Here is a 23017-nt window from a genome sequence, read left to right on the forward strand (position 1 = left end):
GCGGCAAGCGCAGCCCATTTCTTTAGCTTGTTCTACGATCGCGTGCTGCCAGAAGCTTGAGCCGCAGCGCGTTCAACTGGATAAAGCCTGCCGCGTCTTTTTGATCGTAGGCACCAGCGTCTTCCTCGAAAGTCACGTGCGCCTCGGAATACAGCGAGTGATCTGACCAGCGGCCAACCGTTGAGGCCAGACCTTTATACAGCTTCACCCGCACGGTGCCGGTGACGTGTTCTTGCGATTTGTCGATGGCGGCTTGCAGCATCTCACGCTCGGGCGAGTACCAGAAACCGTTATAGATCAGTTCCGCATATTGCGGCATCAGCTGGTCTTTCAGATGCATCGCGCCACGGTCCATGGTGATGGATTCGATACCACGATGTGCTTCCAGCAGGATGGTGCCGCCGGGCGTTTCATAGATACCGCGCGACTTCATGCCAACGAACCGGCCTTCGACCAGATCGAGACGACCGATGCCGTGCTTGCCGCCATATTCGTTCAGCTTGGTCAGGATGGTGGCCGGGGTCATCGCCTCGCCATTGATGCTGACCGCGTCACCCTTTTCAAAGCCGATTTCGATGAATTCCGGCTCATTCGGCGCGTCCTCAGGGTGGACGGTGCGCTGGTAAACATAGTCGGGCGCCATATCGGCTGGGTCTTCCAGAACCTTACCCTCGGAAGAGGTGTGCAGCAGGTTGGCATCGACCGAAAATGGAGCTTCGCCGCGTTTGTCCTTGGCAATCGGGATCTGGTTCTGTTCGGCAAATTCCAGCAGCTTGGTGCGGCTGGACAGGTCCCATTCACGCCACGGCGCAATGACCTTGATGTCGGGGTTGAGCGCGTAAGCCGCCAGTTCGAACCGCACCTGATCGTTGCCCTTGCCGGTTGCGCCGTGGGCAACGGCATCAGCACCAGTGGCCTCAGCAATCTCAACCAGACGTTTCGAGATCAGAGGCCGCGCGATTGAGGTACCCAGCAGATACAGCCCTTCGTATTGTGCATTTGCACGGAACATGGGGAAGACGAAGTCGCGTACGAATTCCTCGCGGATGTCCTCAATATAGATGTTCTCAGGCTTGATTCCCAGCAGCTCGGCCTTCTTGCGGGCTGGCTCAAGCTCTTCGCCCTGACCCAGATCGGCGGTGAAGGTCACGACCTCACAGCCATACTCGGTCTGCAGCCATTTCAGAATGATCGAGGTATCAAGGCCACCGGAATAGGCCAGAACAACTTTCTTGGGCGCGGACATCTGATTTCCCTTTGTGCGAAGAACGACTGGCCCCTAGCGGGTTTTGAGCGCGGGGGCAAGTTATGTGCGTTGACCGCGCGAGGGAATTGAGGTGAAACGAGCGGATAGGGAACAAGGATTGGTTGAGAGGGCAGAGTTTTGGATTTGGGTTGGAAGATTTTTGCGCACGCAGTTGCAATGGTTCTCGGAAACGTGACAGCGGTCATTCGGATATTTTGGGCACCTACCGCGCTTAGCATCACGGTAATAGGATCGTTTCTCTATTTGTCCGGTATGAGCGACTACCTAGTTTGGGGTAAGACCGTAACTATTCCCAAAGAAAACATTCCTTCTTTCTTTTTTGTATGGTTCTTTTTGATCTGGACTCTGACAGCCATCATAAGCGCTTGGGGTATTACCACTTGGCACCGATATATCTTGCTGGAAGAGTTTACCTCGGGCTTCATTCCGCGGTTTGATATCAAGCTGGCAGTTGGTTACGTCCTGAGATTGTTTCTGTTGGGTATCATTTTCTTGGCAATTGCCATTCCGACCGGTTTCGTGCTTATGAACGTCGCCCAAGTCATTTGGCCCGTTGCGTTGGCGGGTTTGGTTTTTGTGTTGGTTTTGGTTGGCGTCGCTTTCCTGAGATGGTCGCTTGTTTTGCCCGCATTTGCTGTCGATAAAGCGATGGGCCTGTCAGAGGTGTGGAACGCTTGGAGCCGAATCCACAACCCGGGGAGGACCGCTTTGGGGCTGATTTTCTTCTACGTCATGTTTCAACTGATTGTGAGCTTTGCAATCAACTTGCTTCAGTTCATTCCGCCCATTCACGGTATTCTGTCACTTGCCTTTCAAGTCTTCTTGGCGATTCTGAACATCAGTATCCTGACGACGGTTTATGGCTACGTTGTGGAAAAGCGCGAGCTCACCTGACCTCTCGTACACATATGTATTCCTTGCTCTTTTAGTCGGGATAGGCCACTGAAACGGTCATGACTGACTTCATGACTCGTGCCGGAACCGCCGAACAGGCGATGCGCACCGTATTCCCGGCGACACCGTTGCAGAGGAATGCGCATTTGTCCGACCGCTACGGTGCGGATATCTGGCTTAAGCGCGAAGACCTCAGCCCGGTGCGATCTTACAAGATACGCGGCGCGTTCAATGCGATGCGCAAACAGCAAGGGCAGGACCTGTTCGTTTGCGCAAGCGCCGGCAACCACGCGCAGGGCGTGGCCTATATGTGCAAGCATCTGGGCGTGAAGGGCGTGATCTTCATGCCGGTGACGACCCCGCAGCAAAAAATCCAGAAAACCCGCATCTTTGGCGGTGACAATATCGAGGTTCACCTGACCGGGGATTATTTCGACGACACTCTGGCCGCGGCGCAGGCATGGTGCGCGGCGCAGGGCGGGCATTTTCTGTCACCTTTCGACGATGAGGATGTGATCGAAGGTCAGGCCTCCTTGGCGGTCGAGATCGAAGAACAGTTGGGCCAGGTACCTGACCATGTGCTGCTGCCTGTGGGTGGCGGTGGTATGTCCGCTGGAGTGGCGACCTGGTTCGGAGATCGCACACACTGTCTGTTTGTTGAACCCAAGGGCGGCGCCTGCCTGCATGCGGCGATGGCGGCGGGGCATCCGGTGGCGCTGGACCATGTGGACAACTTCGTCGATGGCGCAGCAGTTGGAAAGATTGGGGCCAAGCCATTCGAACTGCTGAAATCGCGGCATTTGTCGGATGTGCTGGTCTTGTCCGAGGATCGCATCTGCACCACCATGATCGAGATGCTGAATGTCGAAGGCATCGTGCTGGAACCCGCTGGGGCACTGGCGATTGAAGCGATTGCAGATGTGCAAAGCTTTATTCGCGGCAAGACAGTGGTTTGCGTGACATCGGGCGGCAATTTCGATTTTGAACGCCTGCCCGAGGTCAAGGAGCGTGCGCAGCGCTATTCCGGGGTCAAGAAATACTTCATTTTGCGCCTGCCGCAGCGCCCTGGCGCGTTGAAAGAATTCCTGAACATTCTCGGCCCCGAAGATGACATCGCTCGGTTTGAATATATGAAGAAATCCGCGCGCAACTTCGGGTCAGTCCTGATCGGGATCGAAACCCGCAAGCCCGAGAACTTCGCCCGCCTGTTTGCGCATCTGGATGAGGCCGGGTTTACCTATACCGACATCACCGAAGATGAGACGCTGGCACAGTTCGTGATTTAGGTCAGATTGCTAGGCAATTCGGCCTGAAACACAGATTTGGATGCGTCATAAGCGGCCAGGATTTCGGCCAAATCAACCTCTGCCGCTTGTCCGGCAGCGGCACGGCGCTCGCCATCCTGACAGAGTTTCGAGAACTGATCGAACCCCAAGCTCATGGCGCTGCCTTTGAGGAAATGCAGGTTCTGTTCCAGTTCAAGCCGTTCGGTATCGGCATGCAGGCGTGCGATCACTTCCTGCACCTCGTCCAGAAAGATTGCGATGACTTCATCAATTTCATCTGCGCCGACCTCGTCCCGCAATTGTCTGACTCGGGGCCAATGGATCATCGTCATCCTCCTGCAAAGGAATTGGGTTGATCTTTGCTAGCGCGGATCAGGTAAATGTGCGGTTAAAGCCAAAGACCATTGGGCCTTCACGGGATGTTAAACCCCGGCGCGATAGGTTTGCCGCGTCCCTGAAGAAGGAAGCCTGGGGTTAAAGGGTGTCAGCACTAAGTCTTGAACAAACCGGTTCCGAACTGGATTTCGGTGCGATCCGAAAGGTGCTGGTCGTGGATGACAGCCGCCTGCAAAGGCGCATTCTTGTGGCCTCGCTTAAGAAATGGGGATTTGAGGTGCTTGAGGCAGACAATGGCGAAAAGGCCCTTGAGCTTTGCGCCGAATTTGCACCTGATCTCGTGCTCAGCGATTGGGTCATGCCAGGCATGAGCGGACTGGAGTTCTGCCGCGCGTTCCGCGCGCTCGACTCTGAACACTACAGCTATTTCATCCTTCTGACATCGAAAAGCGAAAAGCAGGAAGTCGCGCGTGGGCTGGATGCCGGGGCGGATGATTTTCTGATCAAACCGCTAGAGGCGGATGAACTGCGCGCCCGTATCTCGGCCGGCGCACGCATATTGGATATGCAGAGAGAGCTTTCGGACAAGAACCGCCTGATCGAGTCTGCACTCGACGAACTGAAACTGGCCCATGACGCGATCGACAAAGACCTGAAACAAGCCCGAAAAATACAGGAATCACTGGTCCCGGAATTGACGCGCGAGTTCGGTGTTTCCCGGGTCAGTCTGTTGTTAAAGCCCTGCGGTCATATTGGCGGCGATCTGGTGGGCATGTTCTCGCCCGGTCCGAACCGATTGGGATTCTACAGCATCGATGTCTCGGGCCACGGGATCACCTCGGCGATGATGACCGCGCGGCTTGGCGGCTATCTGTCCAGCCAGCATTTCGATCAGAATGTGGCGCTGGAAAAGCGGATGAACAAGTTCTACGCGTTACTGCCGCCGGAGCAAGTGGCCGAAACGCTCAATTCACGTTTGATGGTGGACACCGGGATCGAGGAATACTTCACAATGGTCTACGCCATTGTCGATCTGCGCAGCGGGCATATGAAAATGGTGCAGGCTGGACATCCGCACCCGCTGTTGCTGAGGCAGGATGGCAGCACCGAATACCTTGGCGATGGCGGCCTTCCCATCGGATTGATCCCAGATGCGAATTTTCAGCAGGTTGAAACAAAGCTGAATCCAGGTGACCGGCTCTTACTGCACTCCGATGGTTTCACGGAATGTCACCTGGCAGAAGGCGGGTTGCTGGAGGAGGATGGTCTGCGTGAAATGGCGTTGGACTGTGCGTCTGGCCAGGGTGGATCAGAATTTCTGGATGATATGTTCTGGCGGCTGACCCAGCGCATGCCACCCAACGAAGGCATGGGAGATGACGTTTCGGCGGTATTTTTTGAATACAACGGGCACTAAAGACTGCTCAGGTGCAAGGCTGCAAAGTGACGGTCGCCGTCATTTCCCAACAGTTCAACCGCATCCGCGCTGTGCATCCAAAGCGCCTCGTGAAAGGTTTCGGTTGGCGGGCCCAATTGCAGGACGGGACGGGCGCGGTAAATCAGGCAGACCTTCTCGGCCCATAAATCGTATTCAGGCATATAGGTAAAGCGGCGAAACGCACCAATGCGTTCCGGCGTGGCGATGCGCCATCCGGTTTCCTCATAAACCTCACGATGCAGCGCGGTAATGGGCGATTCGCCGGGATCAATGCCACCGCCCGGCAGTTGCAGATCGGGGCCCGGTTCGGTCTGGCAGGTCAAAAGCAGATGCTTTTCGCGTGGAAGCAACGCATAGACGCCCACCCTGCGGGTGTAGGATCGCCCGGGTTCAGGGCTTTCACCAAACCGTCTGATCATGTATGGCCCCTTACAACCCAATCTCTGCGACCTATATGGTGCCGGTATGCCAACCTGTGGCGTGTAAGGAAACCCCATGTCTCTTGGAACAAAAATCGCGTGGGACGATACCGTCCTGCCCTTTCAACTTGATGTGTCGGACATGCGTGGCCGTGTGGCCCGTTTGGACGGGGTGCTGGATGGCATCCTGAAGCAGCATGACTATCCCGAACAGGTCGAGGCGCTGGTGGCCGAGATGGCTTTGCTGACAGCATTGATTGGCCAGACCGTTTCGCTGCGCTGGAAGCTGTCGTTGCAGGTTCAATCCAAGGGTGCGGTGCGGATGATCGCAACCGATTATTATGCGCCCACCGTCGAAGGTGAACCGGCACGTATCCGCGCCTATGCCAGCTTTGACCGGGATCGACTGACCAACAGCGCCCCCTTTGATCAGGTAGGCGAAGGGTATTTCGCAATCATGATCGATCAGGGCGAAGGCACGCAGCCTTATCAGGGCATTACACCGCTGGACGGAGCGTCGATCAGCGCCTCGGCCGAGGCATATTTCGCCCAATCCGAACAACTGCCGACCCGTTTCTCGCTGAGCTTCGGCAAATCGACCGAACCTGAAGTGGGTGAGCATTGGCGTGCCGGTGGGATCATGTTGCAGCACATGCCCAAAGCTTCGCCCTTTGCGGCCTCGGGTGAGGGGACGGGTGAAATCCTCACCGCCAACGATCTGGTCGACGGCGAAGAAGGTGAAAACTGGGGCCGGGTCAACATCCTGCTGGATACAGTTGATGATCTGGAACTGATCGGCCCATCCATCGCGCCGACCGATCTGTTGATCCGCCTGTTTCACGAAGAAAGCCCACGCGTTTATGACGCGCAGATGGTACAGTTTGGCTGCACCTGTTCTGAAGAGCGTGTACGTCAAAGCCTGTCGATCTATTCGGCTAGGGACATCGAAAAGATGACAACGCCCGAGGGCATGGTCACTGCCGATTGTCAGTTCTGCGGGGCGCATTATGTGCTGGATCCCGCGACGGTTGGTTTTGATGCGGAAGATGCCAGCGGTGCATGATCCGACGGATCAGATTGCTGCGGCGTTGCAGCGTCCGGGCCATGGGTCCAGTGACTTTGATCTGAACCCCGAAACCGTGCTGCCCCCCGGGCGCAAATTGCGCCCGGCTGGGGTTCTGGTGCCGATCTCAGTTTCTGGGGATGTGCCGCGTTTGATCCTGACTAAGCGGTCATCGGCTTTGAAACACCATCCCGGCCAGATCGCCTTTCCCGGTGGCAAACAGGATGAGGGCGATGCGGATATCACCGCTGCGGCGCTGCGAGAAGCACACGAGGAAATTGGCCTGCATCCAGAGTTGCCCGAAGTGATCGGCTTTCTACCCAGCCATGAAACCGTGACCTCGTTCGCTGTTACCCCGGTTGTGGCCATCATCCGCCAGGGTTTTGATCCAGTGCCTGAGCCGGGCGAAGTGGATGAGGTTTTCTCAGTTCCACTTGCACATCTGCTAAAGCCCGAGAATTATGTGATCGAGTCGCGCCGGTGGCGTGGCCAACGGCGAAAGTATTTCGCTGTTCCTTACGGTCCTTATTACATCTGGGGCGCGACGGCTCGCATATTGCGCGGGCTTGCAGCACGGGTAAGTGAATGAAGCAGATCAGCGCGCCTTGGGTTTCGGACCCGGCGACTCAGGCGGTTTGTGAAGCCCTCACCAAAGGCGGGGCGCAGGCCCTGTTCGTGGGCGGATGCGTGCGTAACGCCCTGCTGGGCGCGCCCGTCTCGGATATCGATATTGCAACCGATGCCTATCCCGAACGGGTGATCGAACTGGCCGAAAAGGCTGGCCTTAAGGCGATTCCAACGGGGCTGGAACACGGTACGATCACCATCGTTTGTGATCATACCCCACATGAGGTCACCACCTTTCGACGCGATGTGGAAACCGATGGTCGCCGTGCGGTTGTGGCCTTTGCCGACACCGTTGAAGAAGATGCTGCGCGCCGCGATTTCACGATGAACGCGATCTATGCGCGACCCGACGGCACGGTGCTGGACCCGCTGTCAGGCTTGCCTGACCTTCAGGCGCGGCGCGTGCGGTTTATTGGAACCGCTGAGAACCGCATCCGCGAGGATTATCTGCGCTCGTTGCGATATTTCCGGTTTCACGCTTGGTATGGCGATGCTGATGCAGGATTCGACGCGGATGCGCTAGCTGCGATTGCGTCCAATCTGGATGGGCTGACAACGCTATCCCGTGAACGGGTCGGGGCCGAGTTGATCAAGCTGTTGGGCGCGCCAGACCCTGCGCCTTCGGTGGCAGCGATGCGCAGCGCGGGTGTTCTGTCGCATCTGTTGCCCGGTGCAGATGACCGTGCCTTGGCCCCGCTGATTGCCATAGAACAGGCCGCCGGTGCCGCGCCTGATCCGGTGCGCAGGCTGGCCGTGATTGCCACACCCGAGGATGCCGCAACACTGCGCCTGAGCCGGGCGCAATTGCAACGCATGACCCGAATGCGTGAAGAAGCGCAGGCCTCGACCAGCATCGAAGAGCTGGGCTATCGCTACGGCGACGACGGAGGCCTGCACGAAACCTTGCTGCGCTGTGCCTTCTTCGAACACCCCTGGTCCGAGGACTTACGCCAAGCTCTCCATCACGGTGCAGCAGCGCGTTTCCCGATCAGCGCCGCCGATCTGATCCCCGACTTTACCGGCCCCGCTCTGGGCAAGAAGCTGGCCGAGCTTGAGGCCCGTTGGATCGCGTCTGACTTCACCCTGACCCGCGCAGAATTGCTGACCAGCTGAACGAAGTCTCAAAAAGGGATGACAAACGATTTCGTTTGTGGTTACGTGCGCCTGACTCATGGATGGAGGAATGCGAATGTATTACGGGATCTGGTTCGGCTAAAGCCAGGGCACTTACCCCGTAAAGGGTGGTGTTCAGGCGCCATTCTTCTTCGCATGTCTGTATTTCTGCTCAATCGGAGCACTCTCCATGTTTCGCTATTTCGAAAACCTCGTTGACCCTTTTGTCGCCTATCGTGAGACCGATACGCCGCCGACGCGGCTGTGGCCATTCATGCTGGACTACTCGCGCCCGTTTTTCCGGGTGTTCTTTTGGGCCGCGCTGATTTCCATCATCGTGGCCGCTGTTGAGGTCGGGTTGATCTACTATATGGGCCGCGTTGTTGATCTGTTGGGTGGCACCCCGGCAGAGGTCTGGCAAACCCACGGGACCGAGTTGTTGTTGATGGCGGGCTTTATCCTGCTGTTGCGTCCGCTGCTGCATCTGGTCGATGTACTGCTGCTGAACAACACGATCCTGCCGAACTTTGGCACACTGATCCGCTGGCGGGCACATAAACACGTTCTGCGCCAGTCTGTTGGCTGGTTCGAGAATGATTTCGCAGGCCGGATCGCCAACCGCATCATGCAAACCCCGCCTGCGGCGGGCGAAGTGGTGTTTCAGGTCTTTGACGCGATCTCATTCTCGCTGGCCTATCTGATCGGCGCGGCGATCTTGCTATACGCAGCCGACGCGCGGCTGCTGATCCCATTGCTGATCTGGTTTGTATTCTATGCGCTGCTGGTGAGTTGGACCGTGAAACGAGTCGGGCCCGCCTCTCAGGCCGCATCTGATGCGCGTTCGACTGTCACGGGCCGGGTTGTCGACAGCTACACCAACATCCACTCGGTCAAGATGTTCGCTCATGGCCGACAGGAGCTGGATTATGCGCGTGAAGCGATCGAGGAAACGCGTCGGACCTTTCAGGTCGAGATGCGGATATTCACGATCATGGATGCGGTTCTGGTTACTTTGAACGGCTTTCTGATCGTTGGGGTTGTTGGCTGGGCGATTGCTCTTTGGATGCAGGGTACCGCTTCGGTTGGCGTTGTTGCGGCTGCAACGGCGCTGACCCTGCGCTTGAACGCGATGACCGGGTGGATCATGTGGGCGCTGACCAGCTTCTTCCGTCAGCTTGGTATCGTGGCCGAGGGGATGGAGACGATTGCTCAGCCAATCGACCTGCTGGATGTACCGGCCTCAAAACCCTTGCAACTGAGCAAGGGCCAGATCGAAATCAGCGATCTGTCGCACCATTATGGTCGTGAAACGGGTGGTTTGGATCACATAAACCTGACCATTCAGCCGGGCGAAAAGATCGGTCTGATTGGGCGCTCTGGTGCTGGGAAATCGACCCTGGTCAAGCTGCTTTTGCGCTTTTACGACGTCGAGCGGGGCGCGATCCTGATCGATGATCAGAACATTGCGCAGGTCATGCAGGACAGTCTGCGCGGGCATATCGGCATGGTTCAGCAGGACAGCGCGTTGCTGCACCGTTCAGTGCGTGACAACATCCTCTATGGTCGTCCGGATGCGACTGAAGAACAGATGATTGCCGCTGCGAAGCAGGCCGAGGCGCATGAGTTCATTCTTGACCTGCAAGACCCGCAGGGACGCACCGGATACGATGCGCATGTGGGTGAGCGGGGCGTCAAACTGTCCGGCGGTCAGCGGCAGCGGGTGACCCTTGCCAGGGTGATTTTGAAGGATGCGCCGATCTTGTTGTTGGATGAGGCGACATCTGCCCTAGATTCCGAGGTTGAAGCGTCCATTCAGGAAACCCTCTACGGCATGATGCAAGGTAAAACCGTGATCGCCATTGCCCACAGGCTCAGCACCATCGCTCAGATGGACCGTATTCTGGTTATGGATGCAGGCCGGATCGTCGAAGAAGGCGCGCATGCTGATCTTTTGGCGCAGGGCGGCCTTTACGCGCAGTTCTGGGCGCGGCAATCTGGTGGCTTCATGAACCCGGAGGCCGCTGAATGAGGGTCGCTGACCTCATCAACCCGTTCAAAAACATCGAGACGCCCCCGCCGCAAACGTTGGGGGCGTTCATTCGCTGGGCACTATCCGGTGCCTGGCCCATGCTTTTTGTCGCGGCCTTCTTCTCGGCAGCGGCCGGTACGATGGAGGCAGGAACAGCCTGGATTCTGGGCCGTGTTATCGATGTGGCAACGACCAGCGGACCGGACGGGTTTCTGACCGGCGGCAATCTGTGGATGATCCTGGGCGGGGTTGCGTTCTTTATGCTCCTGCGGCCGATCTTTTTTGGTTTCTCGGCGTTTTCGAACAACTATGTCGTCATGCCCAATATCACGCCACTGGTTTTGGCCAAGCTGAACCGATGGACATTGGGCCAGTCGGTCACGTATTTCGACGATGATTTCGCGGGACGGATCGCGCAGAAACAGGTTCAGACTGCGAATGCTCTGGCCTCGGTCGTCTCGGAAACGATCAGCGCGATTGTGTTTGCATTGGCCTCTCTTGTCGGCTCTTTGCTTTTGTTAGGGTCTATTCATCCGTTGGTGATGATGCCCTTTGTTGCCTGGTTGGTGGTCTATTTTCTGCTGGTGCGCTGGTATTTGCCACGTATCCGCAAACGATCAGGTGCACGGGCAGGTGCGCGTGCGATGGTGTCAGGGCAAATCGTCGATACGATCACCAATATCAAAACGGTCAAGCTGTTTGCACATGCCCAACACGAGGATCGGGCAGCGCGCAATTCGATGGTTGATCTGCGCGAACGTTCGTTAGAGTTCGGGCTGCTTTCGGCCAGCTTTCGGGTCATCTTGATGACTTTGGCGGGTGTGCTGCCCGTGATGCTGATTGGGGCGACGCTGTGGCTCTGGCAAAGCGGTGCTGCAACTACAGGCGACATTGTGGCTGCCGGCGCTGTTTCGGTCCGTATCTCGCAAATGACCGGTTGGGTAAGCTTCACGCTGATGGGGCTGTATGCCAATGTTGGCGAGATCGAGAATGGGATGAAAACCTTGGCCAAGCGCGACAGGGTCGAGGATGCATCGCAGGCAAAGGATCTGGTAGTGACCCATGGTGCGATTACATTTGACGACGTTAGCTTTGCATATGGCCGGGAAATTGGGGGCGTTTCAGAGCTGGATTTGACCATCAAACCCGGCGAAAAGCTCGGGATTGTCGGGGCATCTGGGGCAGGCAAATCTACCCTCGTTTCGCTACTTCTTAGGCTCTACGATGGGGAAAATGGCGTTATTCGCATCGATGGCCAGGATGTCTCGCAGGTGACGCAGGACAGTTTGCGCCGTCAGATTGGCATGGTCACGCAGGAAACGGCCATGTTCAATCGGTCCGCACGTGAAAATATCCTGTATGGACGCCCAGATGCATCCGAGGATGAAATGATCGAGGCCGCCGAAAAGGCCGAGGCGCATGACTTCATCCTTGGTTTGCAGGATGCGCAAGGCCGCAAAGGCTATGATGCGCATTTGGGGGAGCGCGGCGTGAAGCTCAGTGGGGGTCAGCGACAGCGGATCGCATTGGCCCGCGCCATTTTGAAAGACGCCCCAATCCTAGTGTTAGATGAGGCCACGTCGGCGTTAGATTCTGAGGTCGAAGCCTCGATCCAGACTGCGCTGCATCGGGTTATGCGGGGCAAAACCGTTCTGGCCATTGCGCATCGCTTGTCCACGCTGAGCGAGATGGATCGGATCGTCGTTCTGGATCAAGGACGCATCGTCGAAACCGGCACGCATGACGCGCTGTTGGACCAGGGCGGGCTGTATGCGCGGTTCTGGCATCGGCAATCGGGTGGTTTCATTCAGGCAGAAGCCGCCGAATAAGGGTTTTGTTGCGGCCAAACCCCCGTTATCAGGCGCGGTATGACGGAAACCTACACCATAACCCGGCTTGGCCATCAGGGTGACGGCATCGCCGATGGCCCGGTCTATGCGCCCCGCACTCTTCCGGGTGAGGTGGTTTCAGGCACATTGCTGGGCCAGTTTCTCTCCGATATCCGCGTGGAAACCCCGTCCGATCAGCGTGTGAAGGCGCCTTGCCGCCACTACAAAGCTTGCGGAGGGTGCCAGCTACAGCATGCATCGGATGCGTTCGTCGCCGATTGGAAGGTGGATGTGGTCCGAACGGCCCTGTCTGCACAGGTGTTGGAGGCGCCGATGCGTCCGATCCATACCTCGCCTGAACGCTCGCGCCGTCGTGCAACGATCGCTGTCCGGCGCACAAAGAAAGGCACGCTGGCCGGGTTTCACGGACGCGCGTCCGACGTGATCACCGAAATCCCGGATTGTCATCTGCTGGACCCCGCACTGATCGCCGGTATTCCGGTGGCCGAGGCGTTTGCCATGCTGGGCGGCAGCCGCAAGGGCGTTCTGGCCGTGACACTGACCCTGTCCGAGGGCGGGCTGGATGTTGCAGTCACGGGGGGCAAACCCCTGGATGGGCCGCTTGAACTGGCCCTGGCGCAAGCGACCGAGAAGCACGGGCTTGCCCGGCTCAGCTGGGATGGTGAGGTCATTGCCATGCGGCAGCCCCCGGTTCAGCGGTTTGGGCAGTCCGAAGTAACCCCGCCTCCGGGTGCGTTCCTGCAGGCGACCAAGGATGGTGAACAGGCTCTAACACAGGCTGTTTTGGAGGCAACGCAAGGTGCCAAGCGCGTTGTTGATCTGTTCGCGGGCAGCGGGACGTTTTCATTACCACTGGCTCAGACGGCCGAGGTTCATGCAGTTGAGGGCGAAGCCGCGATGACCCAATCGCTGGATCAGGGTTGGCGTAAGGCAACAGGGTTGAAACGTGTCACGACCGAGGCGCGTGATTTGTTTCGCCGCCCACTGATGCCCGATGAATTGAAGGCCTTTGATGCGGTCGTGCTGGACCCGCCACGCGCGGGGGCAGAGGCGCAGGTGGCTGAACTGGCTCAGGCGCTGCGCCCAGCCATCGCGTATGTGTCCTGTAACCCGGTGACCTTCGCGCGCGATGCAAAAATGCTTGTTAACGCAGGCTACACCCTTGAATGGGTACAGGTTGTTGACCAATTTCGGTGGTCGTCACATACGGAACTGGCCGCGCGGTTTGTGTTGAACCCCGCATCCTGAGGAGACAGCGAACATGGGCTTTCAACAGCGATTGCAGCACATTATCGAAACACCTATGTTCGGGCGTTTCATCACCGGTGTGATCATGTTCAACGCCGTGCTGCTGGGTATGGAAACCTCTCCGACGTTGATGGGGATCGCGGGCCCGCTGATTGCGGCGCTTGATAAGCTTTGCCTTGCCATATTCGTTGCTGAGATTGCGATGAAACTGGTGGCGACAGGGCGGAACTTCTTCAAAAGCGGCTGGAATCTGTTCGATTTCGTGATCGTGGGGATCGCTCTGGTACCCAGCGCTGGCAGTTTGTCGGTTCTGCGGGCGCTGCGAATTCTGCGGGTGTTGCGTGTGATTTCAGTTGCGCCACGGCTGCGGCGGGTGGTCGAAGGCTTCATCTCGGCCTTGCCGGGTATGGCCAGTGTGTTCCTGCTGATGGCGATCCTGTTTTATATCGGCTCCGTGATCTCGACCAAGCTGTTTTCGGAAAGTTTCCCAAACTGGTTCGGTGATCTAGGTCTGTCGGCCTATACATTGTTCCAGATCATGACGCTGGAAAGCTGGTCGATGGGCATCGTCCGCCCTGTGATGGAAGTGTATCCCTACGCCTGGCTGTTCTTTGTCCCGTTCATCATGGTGACGACCTTCGCGGTGGTGAACCTGCTGGTTGGTCTGATCGTGAACTCGATGCAGGATGCGCATCATGCCGAGGATGAGGTCAAAACCGATGCCTACCGTGATGAGGTGCTTGAGAGGCTGGAAGCCATCGAACGCCGCATAATTGAGCAATCGAACATCAAAAAGTGATTTCAGTTTTTTGATTTTTTGGCATAATAGCCAAAAAAAACCAGAGTAGCAGGCAGTGAAACATGGATCGTCGAGCATTTGGATTGGGTGCGATGGCAACGCTAAGCCTTTCGGCTTGTGCCTCAGCCAGCCCTAGAATTCTATCTTACAATGGGCCCGAGGTGACCTCTTTGGTCGTCAACAAGGGCGCGCGGAAGCTGTATCTTCTGCACAACGAACAGATACTTCGGCAATATGATGTCGATCTGGGCTTTGCGCCGAACGGCACCAAAACCAAGCGTGGCGACGGGCGCACGCCCGAGGGCACATATCTGATTGACCGCCGCAACCCACGCAGCCGGTATCATCTGTCCTTGGGAATTTCCTATCCAAACTCGGCTGATATCGCCAAGGCCAAAGCCGCCGGAGTCGATCCGGGCGGGGATATCTTTATCCACGGTCAGCCGAACCTGCGGTCTGAATTCAAGCGTGCGAAAAAGACGCCGGATTGGACGGCGGGCTGCATCGCGGTCAAGAACGACGAGATGGAAGAGATCTACGCGATGGTTAATCGGGGCACTTTGATTACCCTGCGGGCCTGACCGGGCGCCATTCGCCAAACCCGAATTGATCAAAGTCGCGCTGGTAGGTTTCAGCTGCCAGCGCCTGCAACCGGTCATCGCAGATTTGATCAAGTGCAAACGGAGTTTCCGTTGCGCTCGTCTTTGGTGTTGGCGGAGTGTCATGGCCCATGGTTCGCGCCAGATCGCGCAGGGCGGTTTCCAGTTCATCGTCGCGCAGGATCAGGTCAGGTATCGCGAAGGTTGATATACCCTCTAGTGCTTGCACCTGTGTGCACCAGCTTGCATCTACGCGGATTGGGGTTTGGCCCGCAAGGTTGTGGCGCAGAAAGGTCAGGAAGGCGGAAAATGCTTCATAGTGCTGGTCTTTGGAATAGTTCTTTTCGCGCACCTGACCGGGGATCGGCAGTTTGAACCGATTGCGCAATTGCGTGCGGAGGTCTTCATAACACTCCGGCCCTTTGTTCAGGATATGGGTGCAGAACGCGCGATGCGCGCGCGCCAGGGGATGGCGTAGCACCGTGAATTTACGATGACCGGGCGAAGATCGCATCCAATCGCGAACCATGTCGGGCGTCAGTTCAGTGCGCAATTCACCGGCATCCACACCGTCCAGTGCGGCCATCCATTGGCGCACGATCGGTTCGATACCACCACGCAGGGGCATATAGATCAGCGGTGTTTCGGCCGCGATGATGTATCCATCTACCGCAGGATCGCGTTTGGGTTCAAAATTCGGGCTGCGCGCAATCGACAGAAGGTCCAGCCCGGATAGTGTTCTTTGCATTTCATCCGGGTTGGTGACTTTGGACAGGGCCGGTGTCGGGTTCTGCGGTTTCAGCCGGTCATCCAATCGGCCCAGCCTTGACGAAACCCCAAGCCAGGTGGCCAAGCCGTTCAGAATGCTCAGATCGGTCAGGTCGTTGTAATCAATGTAGAACGCGGCCTGACCACTGCGTTGCAGATGGGCGCGCAGGCGGGACTGAAACCCATAGTGTTGATCCAGATAGTCAGAGAATTCGGGCCCGTCGAAGTCAACTTGGGCCTCAAGCCGTCGTTTGATGTTCTTTAGCTGCCACTGCTTGGTTTCGCGCACGATCTTGAGCGACAGATAGCTGTCCAGCGGATTGCGGGTCAGAATGATCTTGGCGCAACGTGGATCATTCAGGGCCGGTTCCAGCACTCTGGGATCATGGTCCTGAAAATACCGAAAGCCGTTCAACGCAATCGGGTCAGTGCGCATGGCTTGGATAAGTTGTGCCGGATACTCGTCCCTTTGTTCCAACGTTATGCCCAATACATCCTGCGCTTTGACACGACCGATGAAATGCGGGTTGAAGGCTTCTCCATGACAGGTGATGCCGTCCAGAGCGTTCAGATTGGCCTCAAGCAGGTTCGAGCCTGTGCGCATGGCGGCCAGTATGATGAAGTAGTCAAACGGTCGCGTCATCGGCCATCACTGAACCAGATAGGGCTTTCGGAACGGTTTGGTCTGGGTTCCAAACACGTCATCGGCGGGGAAATCACCCATAAGTTTTGGGTGCATTCCTTGGTTTTTGAGGTTCTGCAGAAACTGACCAAAACCCGACAGATCGACCATCGTGGGCGCTTCGGTCAGATGGTTGGGCATTTGCGTCCCGATCTCGTCAATGATGGTGTGCAGCGGCTCCATTGGCGCTTCGACAAAGTCCGATAAGGTCCAGCTGCGCACATTGGCCTTGGTCCAGACAGAGGTCAGAACCTCAATCTGCTTGGTTTCAATCTGTTGCAGGCGCGCGGCCTCAAGCCGGATATCGGCGAAGTTCAGGTTTGACCGGAATAGCGGAACCGCCCAGGCACCGGTAATGACCGAGATTTGCGCATTTCGGTCCCGCGCCATGAACCAGTTGATGTCTTGGGTATCGTTAGGCCCGAATTGAAAGCACTGGCGCTCACCCCGTGTGTTCCAGATCAGGTTCGACAGAAACGCCGTGGGATTATAGTCGCGCAATGTCGCGCAATCGCTGAGCGCACCATTGGTGATGGTCTGGCCTTTGGAAAATTCAGCACGATCAGGGCCAAACAGATGACCATGCACCCGAGCGCCAGTTGTGGCTTCTAACCAGGCCTCAAAACCCTCAAACAACTCGCTAAAGCCCTGAAACATCGAGTAGGCCGATGAGGTCAGGCCATTTTCGCTGCCATGTTTGGGAAAGCGGCTTTGCATATACAGCCCATCGCGACCATGGGTTCGACGTTCGACCGCTTTGGCAAAGACCCGGTCGATCTTGCCGGGGTTTGGCTCTGCCGGACGTAGTGCGCCCGCCTGATCGGTCAGAAAAGTCTGATACAGACGATCTGCGCGCCACCAGATCTTGCGTGCGACAAAGCAGTCTGAGCGGCGCAGCAATTGCAGGTGGTCGTCATAGAAGATGTGTGGACGCCCCTGATAGTCGAATTTCGACAACGTCAGCGAGCGACTTTCGATATGGGTCGAATAGAGCCGTGCCAACGTTTGAAAATAGCTTTCATCCGGTATCCAGACATGCCGGAAATAACGATCATAGGTTTTGCGTTTAGGGTCCTGGAGAATTGCAGATAGTGTCTGGCGGGTCAGGCACCACCACTGGCTGCCCATATGGGGCATTAGGCCATCAGGGATTTGGCGGCGCAGACCCAGCGTGCGTTGAAGCCTGACATAGGTATCGAACAGCCTCCGATGCTTGCGCCAGGAAAACGGAAAACGCAGCGTGAAACGCTCATGATCCAGCCCTCCGATGGTCCAGCTGACATCAGCGGTGGTTGCACTTTCAATAAAGTCCACACGGGGGCGTTCCGAAAGGTAGCTTACAAGTTCTTGCACCGGGCGCAGGGGCAGGCAGGACCCCGATGACAGAAACACATGCCGCACGTCCGGAAACTTCTCGAGCATTTGTTCGGATGCTGCCTGTGTTCCGGCAACTATACCCCAGCCACCCCAGTCGCATTTGTGGCGGTTGGAAAATGTGATTAGGGGGTTGTCAGCGCAAGAGGCGGTGAATTCCGAATACACCTGATCCGGGACTTTCTGGTCCACATGGATCACAACCGGGCAGCCCGCTGCGGTCCAATGCCGTGCCACCTGTTCGGCGCGATCCAAGGCCGTATGGACCAGCATAACAACGCCCAGAGAGCTCATGCCCAGTTTCCTTTTGACATGAGGCCCAGAATTTCAAGCTGTCGCCAATTGATATAGGTTTCAGAGAAATCGCACCAGAATACAGGCTTTTCATCCAATTGTTGGGCATAGGCTTTGTATTCGCCGGACCCGCGATAATGCTGGCCGCGCTGCAACTCTTCGCGGGCCTTATCGCCTAACGTGTTGATCAATTTGGCATGCAGCAGCGCGCCGCTGGTCTTTTCGCCGCCCCATTCGTCGTAAACTTGGTTCAGCCCGCGTGGCAGCAAGGAATGGGTCGAACTTACATAGACATAGCGCCGGTCCCATTTCACCAGGGGGATTTTGTTCAACGCCGGTGCCTTTGAGGGATTGTCACCAAAGAACACGCGCGCCCGCGCGCCGCCTTGAATCCAGAGGTTTTTGTATTCTGGATTCTTGGTGATCATGTAGTTGCCCGCATCGAACCAGCGCGCAATCTCGAACGGGTCCTGCCCTTCGCGATAGGGTTCTTCCTCGACGGGGCCTTGGGGGTACATATCAATCAGCATGGTGCCGAAACTGCGCACAGCGCTGCCATCCAGCCAATCTGTCAGGGCCCGGATCGGGCGGGTATCGCAGAACGGGTAGATAAAGAATTCATCCGGATCGACGGTCAGTACCCAGTGTTTATGGGCATATTTGCGCAGCAGGTAGTTTGACCAATCCAGACCGAAACCGGCGCGTTTATAGCTGGTTCTTGTGCGCCAGACCGAGACATCCGGTTGTGCCCTTAGGAATTCAAAGCTGCCATCATCGCTGTTGTTGTCGACAAACAGAAAATGATCAATGCCTAGCTTCCGGTAGTATTCCAGAAAGAAGGGCAGGCGGATTTTTTCGTTGCGCACAACGCTCATCAACAGGATGTCGTCGTGCCGAATTGCGGCGGTATTGTTGCTGGCGGGTTCAAGTTCGCGTCGGCGTCGCACACAGCGCAAAATACGGCGCTTGCGCCGCAATCTCATCCGATACGAATCCAACAGGCTCACGCGTTTAGCCTACCCTTATTGTGACGCGAGCATTCACCGCCCCTTTTTGAAAAAGGTCCGGGATTATGCTAAGTTATGTCATCTTTGCATATTGCAGGGCAATGGATTTAGAACCGGTTAGCAGAAAACATGACATATATGTGTATGTATTTGTCATATCCGCCATCCTCCGGCATTCATTAACCCAAGTTGCTCTAGCTGTTCCCAACCTTCAAACGGCACCGATTGAGATGTCCAAAGGGTTGGCCCATCGATGATCCCGTCATAGTACGATCCGAACTGGTCGGGGTCGTGAAAGTGCTGGCGGCGCTGTTTTTCGATCCGAGATTTCTGGATGATTTCAGGCAGGAACTTGGTGTGGAGCAAAACGCCTGATGGTGTTTCCCCACCGGGCCCGTCATAGGCCGCGTTCAGCCGCCGCGGCAGAGCCGAGTGGCAGGAATTCACATAGGCATAGTGCCGGGACCAGCGCACCAAGGGTATCTTGTTCAATGTAGGTGATCGTTGGCGTGTTTTCGCAAAAAACATGCGCTCGCGGACCCCGCCCTGAACCCAAAGGTTACCCAGAGGGCTTTGGCGCTGGGCGCGGTACGGAGCCGCATCGAACCAATTCAGTACCTCGGCAGGATCGGCTGCGGGGTCGTAACTTTGGGCGCCCAATGTGCCTTTTGGGTAAAGGTCCAGCATCAGCGCCCCAAAGGCCCGGCGCCCGGATTGACCCAACCACGCGGTCAGGTCTTGCAGTGTTTGTGTCTGGTGATGGGCGTAGATCAACAGCTCATCCGCATCCACCATCAGGCACCAATGCCCATGGCCGTGTCGCATTTGCAGCCAGTTCAGCCAGTCCAGCCCGTAGCGCGAGGCGCGATAGCTGGCATGAGTTTGCCAAAGCGAGATATCGGGTTGATCCAGCAGCAGCTCAGTCGAGCGATCGTCGCTGCCGTTGTCGACGATCAGAAAATGATCGACACCCAGCTGTCGATAGTGGCGCAGAAACCAAGGAATCCGGGTGATTTCATTGCGCAGCGTGGTGAAGGCAAGAATGTCACCGCGCCTGATCTTATGTGTCTGATCGTTCCGGCTGGTCAGTTGATGGCGGCTGCGCCAGGATCGCAGCAGCAGGCGGCGACGTTTCCAGCGCAGGCGATATGCGTCAGCCCATCCAATCCGGGGCAGGGTCTGCGGCGAAGCGCCGATCAACCCGGCCTCATTGGTCGTAGTGTCCGTTCTGATGCCAGCGCCAGGCATCGGCAATCATCGTCTCTAACGTTGACCTCTTGGGCTTCCAGCCCAGTTCAGCCTCGGCGCGGACCGAGCCTGAAACCAGTTTGGTGCAATCACCCTCGCGGCGGGCGCCAACGGTGTAAGGCGCGGCTCGGTTGGTCACGGCTTTGGAATGCTCGATCACCTCAAGAACCGAAAAGCCCGAGCCGGTGCCCAGGTTGAAGACCTGACTGCCCTTGCCCTGTTCCAGCCAGTTCAGACCAAGCACATGAGCGTCGACCAGATCGCAGACATGCACATAATCGCGGATGCAGGTGCCGTCGGGCGTGTCATAGTCCGTGCCGAACACCGTCAGCCCATCCCGCTTGCCGTCGATGGCATCCAGCATAAGCGGGACCAGGTGCGTCTCAGGGCGGTGGAACTCGCCCACTTCGCCCTCGGGGTCTGCACCTGCCACGTTAAAATAGCGGAAGATCACATGGCGCAGGCCATGGGCCGCCTCAAAATCGCGCAGGATATCTTCGATTGCGCGTTTTGAAGCGCCATAAGCGTTCAGCGGGTGTTGCGAAGTTGTTTCATCCAGAACCACATTGTCATGTTCGCCATAGGTGGCGCAGGTCGATGAAAACACAAAGTCCAGACATCCCGCTGCGACCGCGGCCTCGATCAAAGCTAGGGAGCCGGTCACATTGTTGGACCAGTATTTCCCAGGTTCCGCCATCGCCTCGCCCACCTGGCTCAGCGCTGCAAAATGCATCACCGCCACAGGCTGGTGTTTGGCGAACACCTCGTCCAGCCGTTCGCGATCCAGCAGGTCGCCTTGTTCAAACGGGCCGAACTTGACTGCATCCTGCCAACCAGTGATCAGGTTGTCATAGGTGACGGGAACATACCCTGCCTGTGACAACGCCTTGCAGGCATGGGATCCGATATAGCCAGCGCCACCGGTGACAAGAACAGTTTTCATATGCGATCCATGGGGTCAGAGTTGGGCGTTCCTACGCCATCTTGGGTTAGGGGTCAGGGGGAAAAGAGGTCACTCCAGCCCCATAGAGGCCATCATTTCTTCGATTTTGGGCACGTCCTGGGGGTTGTTCAACTCCCAGAACTGGCGGCCTTTGGCTCCGACTTCGACACATAGAACCTTGCGCCCATTTTCCATAAAGCGCAGCTGTTCCAGGCCTTCCAGCTGTTCCAGCGGGCCGATTGGCCAGCCGGGATAAGCTGCCAGAGCGTCCGGCCGATAGGCATAGACGCCGACGTGGTGAAAAACCGGAGTTGGCGTGTCGCCAGCGAATGTATCCGAGGTGAAGGGGACCACCTCTTTCGAGAAATACATCGCGCTGTTATCGCGGGCGAACACCGCCGTGGTACCGCCAACGCGCCCATGTTTGCGGTCATTCAAAAGGCTGTTCAGCGCATCGCCGTCACAGCGCAGAACCGGGGTCGCCACACCCGCACCAGGTGCGGCGCGCAGGCCTGTGATCAGGTCTTCGACAAACCAATGCGGGGTCAGGGGGGCGTCGCCTTGCAGGTTGACAATGATGTCGTACCCGCCGCCCAGAACGGCATGCGCCTCGGCACAGCGTTCGGTGCCGTTCTGGCAGGTTTCCGAGGTCATCACGACCTCGGCTCCGAACCCCTCGGCGGCGTTGCGGATGCGGTCATCATCGGTGGCCACGACCACCTGATCCACGCCCGACACCGAACAGGCCGCGCGCCAGGATCGTTCAATTAGCGTCATCGCTTTGCCCGTCGCGCCGGTCAGTGGAACCAGAGGTTTTCCGGGATACCGGGTCGAGGCATAGCGGGCGGGGATGGCGATCAGAACGGACATCAGGCGTCTTTCAGCTCAACACCCGGAGCGTAGGCGATGAAGAACGGGTTTGCATAACCGTCTTTGCCATAAGTCAGTGGGGTATGATCGTCGAACCGGACCACCTGACCGCCCGCACCAGCCAGAACGGCGTGACCGGCGGCGGTATCCCACTCCATGGTGCGACCTACGCGGGGGTAGATATCGGCCTCACCCGTTGCGACCAGACAGAATTTCAGCGACGAGCCCGCGCTCTTGCTGTCCTGCACTTGGTATTTGTTGATGTAGTCATCCGTGGCCTGATCGCGGTGCGATTTCGACGCCACCACCAAGAGCGCCGAATTGTCTGGGTCTGAGACCGAGATGGGTGTGACGTCACCAGGTTGAACTTTGTCCAATGTGCCTGTTTCTTCCACCGCCTGCCCGTCAGCTTGCGTATAGAACATGCGACCACGCGCCGGAGCGTAGACGACCCCGCGCGTGGGAATGCCATTTTCAACCAACGCGATATTGACGGTGAAATCTCCGCGCCGGTTGATGAACTCCTTGGTGCCGTCCAGCGGATCAACGATCAGGAATGTATCCCCCTTGGTCGAATGTGACGCGGCCTGTTCCTCGGTCACAAGCAGGATATCCGGGAAGGCTGCGCGCAACCCTTCGGAAATCAGGGCGTCGGCAGCTTCATCCGCCTCGGTCACGGGGCTTGCATCTGATTTGACCTTCACGTCGAAATCATCCGCCTGGTAGATCTCCATGATCTTGTCGCCAGCTTCCAGGGCCAGATGCCGGATGACGGGGATAAGCGCATCGTAGGTCACAAAATTGCTCCGTTTACGTGGTTTGTTGATCCAAATCTCTGACGGACTTATGATGTGCCGGTTACC

At 57.1% G+C, this 23017-nt stretch carries 21 protein-coding genes; 11 read left to right on the forward strand and 10 right to left on the reverse strand.

Going from position 1 to position 23017, the window contains the following annotated elements; all coding sequences use genetic code 11:
- Positions 1–22 precede the first annotated feature (22 nt).
- Positions 23–1246 (reverse strand): argininosuccinate synthase, encoded by a 1224-nt coding sequence (locus ABLN87_RS06805; protein WP_353008503.1) that lies wholly within the window; start codon positions 1244–1246, stop codon positions 23–25.
- 273 nt (positions 1247–1519) lie between these two features.
- Between ABLN87_RS06805 and ABLN87_RS06810 the strand changes: the two genes are divergently transcribed.
- Positions 1520–2161 carry a hypothetical protein gene (locus ABLN87_RS06810; RefSeq protein ID WP_353008504.1) on the forward strand — a complete coding sequence of 214 codons (642 nt, stop codon included), beginning with the start codon at positions 1520–1522 and terminating at the stop codon, positions 2159–2161.
- 59 nt (positions 2162–2220) lie between these two features.
- The gene (ilvA, locus tag ABLN87_RS06815; protein ID WP_353008505.1) at positions 2221–3447 is read left to right on the forward strand and encodes a threonine ammonia-lyase IlvA; all 1227 of its coding nucleotides are present in this window, start codon (positions 2221–2223) and stop codon (positions 3445–3447) included.
- Here the strand turns inward: ilvA and ABLN87_RS06820 are convergent.
- Positions 3444–3773, reverse strand: coding sequence for an Hpt domain-containing protein (locus ABLN87_RS06820; RefSeq protein WP_353008506.1), 330 nt, complete (start codon positions 3771–3773; stop codon positions 3444–3446). The two genes, ilvA and ABLN87_RS06820, sit on opposite strands and share 4 nt — an antisense overlap.
- Before the next feature lie 155 nt (positions 3774–3928).
- Here ABLN87_RS06820 and ABLN87_RS06825 point away from each other — a divergent pair, with 155 nt between their 5' ends.
- A complete protein-coding gene (locus ABLN87_RS06825) occupies positions 3929–5200 on the forward strand; it encodes a PP2C family protein-serine/threonine phosphatase (RefSeq protein WP_353008507.1) in 1272 nt (423 codons plus the stop codon).
- Here the strand turns inward: ABLN87_RS06825 and ABLN87_RS06830 are convergent.
- The gene (locus ABLN87_RS06830; protein ID WP_353008508.1) at positions 5197–5640 is read right to left on the reverse strand and encodes an NUDIX hydrolase; all 444 of its coding nucleotides are present in this window, start codon (positions 5638–5640) and stop codon (positions 5197–5199) included. The two genes, ABLN87_RS06825 and ABLN87_RS06830, sit on opposite strands and share 4 nt — an antisense overlap.
- Positions 5641–5716: 76 nt before the next feature.
- On the opposite strand from ABLN87_RS06830, the gene ABLN87_RS06835 reads away from it, so the two are divergent.
- The 8 genes from ABLN87_RS06835 (at position 5717) to ABLN87_RS06870 (ending at position 14950) form a co-directional block, all read left to right on the forward strand.
- Positions 5717–6703: an Hsp33 family molecular chaperone HslO gene (locus ABLN87_RS06835; protein ID WP_353008510.1), complete on the forward strand. Its 987-nt coding sequence runs from the start codon at positions 5717–5719 to the stop codon at positions 6701–6703.
- On the forward strand, positions 6678–7292 hold the full coding sequence (locus tag ABLN87_RS06840; protein WP_353008512.1) for a CoA pyrophosphatase: 615 nt from the start codon (positions 6678–6680) through the stop codon (positions 7290–7292). The genes ABLN87_RS06835 and ABLN87_RS06840 overlap by 26 nt, the downstream gene beginning before the upstream one ends.
- A complete protein-coding gene (locus ABLN87_RS06845; protein WP_353008513.1) occupies positions 7289–8443 on the forward strand; it encodes a CCA tRNA nucleotidyltransferase in 1155 nt (384 codons plus the stop codon). Before ABLN87_RS06840 ends, ABLN87_RS06845 begins: the two co-directional genes overlap by 4 nt.
- Before the next feature lie 190 nt (positions 8444–8633).
- A complete protein-coding gene (locus ABLN87_RS06850; RefSeq protein ID WP_353008514.1) occupies positions 8634–10472 on the forward strand; it encodes an ABC transporter ATP-binding protein in 1839 nt (612 codons plus the stop codon).
- A complete protein-coding gene (locus ABLN87_RS06855; protein ID WP_353008515.1) occupies positions 10469–12301 on the forward strand; it encodes an ABC transporter ATP-binding protein in 1833 nt (610 codons plus the stop codon). The genes ABLN87_RS06850 and ABLN87_RS06855 overlap by 4 nt, the downstream gene beginning before the upstream one ends.
- A gap of 39 nt (positions 12302–12340) precedes the next feature.
- Positions 12341–13570: a class I SAM-dependent RNA methyltransferase gene (locus ABLN87_RS06860; RefSeq protein ID WP_353008516.1), complete on the forward strand. Its 1230-nt coding sequence runs from the start codon at positions 12341–12343 to the stop codon at positions 13568–13570.
- A 13-nt stretch (positions 13571–13583) separates the two neighbouring features.
- Positions 13584–14369 carry an ion transporter gene (locus tag ABLN87_RS06865; protein ID WP_353008517.1) on the forward strand — a complete coding sequence of 262 codons (786 nt, stop codon included), beginning with the start codon at positions 13584–13586 and terminating at the stop codon, positions 14367–14369.
- Positions 14370–14431: 62 nt separating this feature from the next.
- Positions 14432–14950, forward strand: a complete 519-nt coding sequence (locus ABLN87_RS06870; RefSeq protein ID WP_353008519.1) for a L,D-transpeptidase family protein — start codon at positions 14432–14434, stop codon at positions 14948–14950.
- On the opposite strand, the gene ABLN87_RS06875 is transcribed toward ABLN87_RS06870, so the two are convergent.
- The 7 genes from ABLN87_RS06875 to cysQ all read right to left on the reverse strand — a co-directional run bounded on the left by ABLN87_RS06875 (position 14934) and on the right by cysQ (position 22951).
- Positions 14934–16379 (reverse strand): sulfotransferase family 2 domain-containing protein, encoded by a 1446-nt coding sequence (locus ABLN87_RS06875; RefSeq protein ID WP_353008520.1) that lies wholly within the window; start codon positions 16377–16379, stop codon positions 14934–14936. The genes ABLN87_RS06870 and ABLN87_RS06875 overlap by 17 nt on opposite strands.
- 6 nt (positions 16380–16385) lie before the next feature.
- Complete coding sequence (locus ABLN87_RS06880; protein ID WP_353008522.1) at positions 16386–18086, reverse strand: beta-1,6-N-acetylglucosaminyltransferase; 1701 nt, start codon at positions 18084–18086, stop codon at positions 16386–16388.
- The gene (locus tag ABLN87_RS06885; RefSeq protein ID WP_353009251.1) at positions 18083–19069 is read right to left on the reverse strand and encodes a glycosyltransferase family 2 protein; all 987 of its coding nucleotides are present in this window, start codon (positions 19067–19069) and stop codon (positions 18083–18085) included. Before ABLN87_RS06885 ends, ABLN87_RS06880 begins: the two co-directional genes overlap by 4 nt.
- Before the next feature lie 177 nt (positions 19070–19246).
- Positions 19247–20341, reverse strand: coding sequence for a glycosyltransferase family 2 protein (locus ABLN87_RS06890; protein ID WP_353008524.1), 1095 nt, complete (start codon positions 20339–20341; stop codon positions 19247–19249).
- Positions 20301–21284, reverse strand: coding sequence for a UDP-glucose 4-epimerase GalE (gene galE, locus ABLN87_RS06895; RefSeq protein ID WP_353008525.1), 984 nt, complete (start codon positions 21282–21284; stop codon positions 20301–20303). Before galE ends, ABLN87_RS06890 begins: the two co-directional genes overlap by 41 nt.
- A gap of 69 nt (positions 21285–21353) precedes the next feature.
- Entirely contained in the window at positions 21354–22154 is an 801-nt protein-coding gene (locus ABLN87_RS06900; RefSeq protein ID WP_353008527.1) for a 3-deoxy-manno-octulosonate cytidylyltransferase family protein, read from the reverse strand.
- Positions 22154–22951, reverse strand: coding sequence for a 3'(2'),5'-bisphosphate nucleotidase CysQ (gene cysQ, locus ABLN87_RS06905; RefSeq protein WP_353008529.1), 798 nt, complete (start codon positions 22949–22951; stop codon positions 22154–22156). The genes ABLN87_RS06900 and cysQ overlap by 1 nt, the downstream gene beginning before the upstream one ends.
- Between the last annotated feature and the right edge of the window lie 66 nt (positions 22952–23017).

Source organism: Ruegeria sp. SCP10, from assembly GCF_040329495.1.
In the GTDB taxonomy this organism is placed as follows: Bacteria; Pseudomonadota; Alphaproteobacteria; order Rhodobacterales; family Rhodobacteraceae; genus Ruegeria.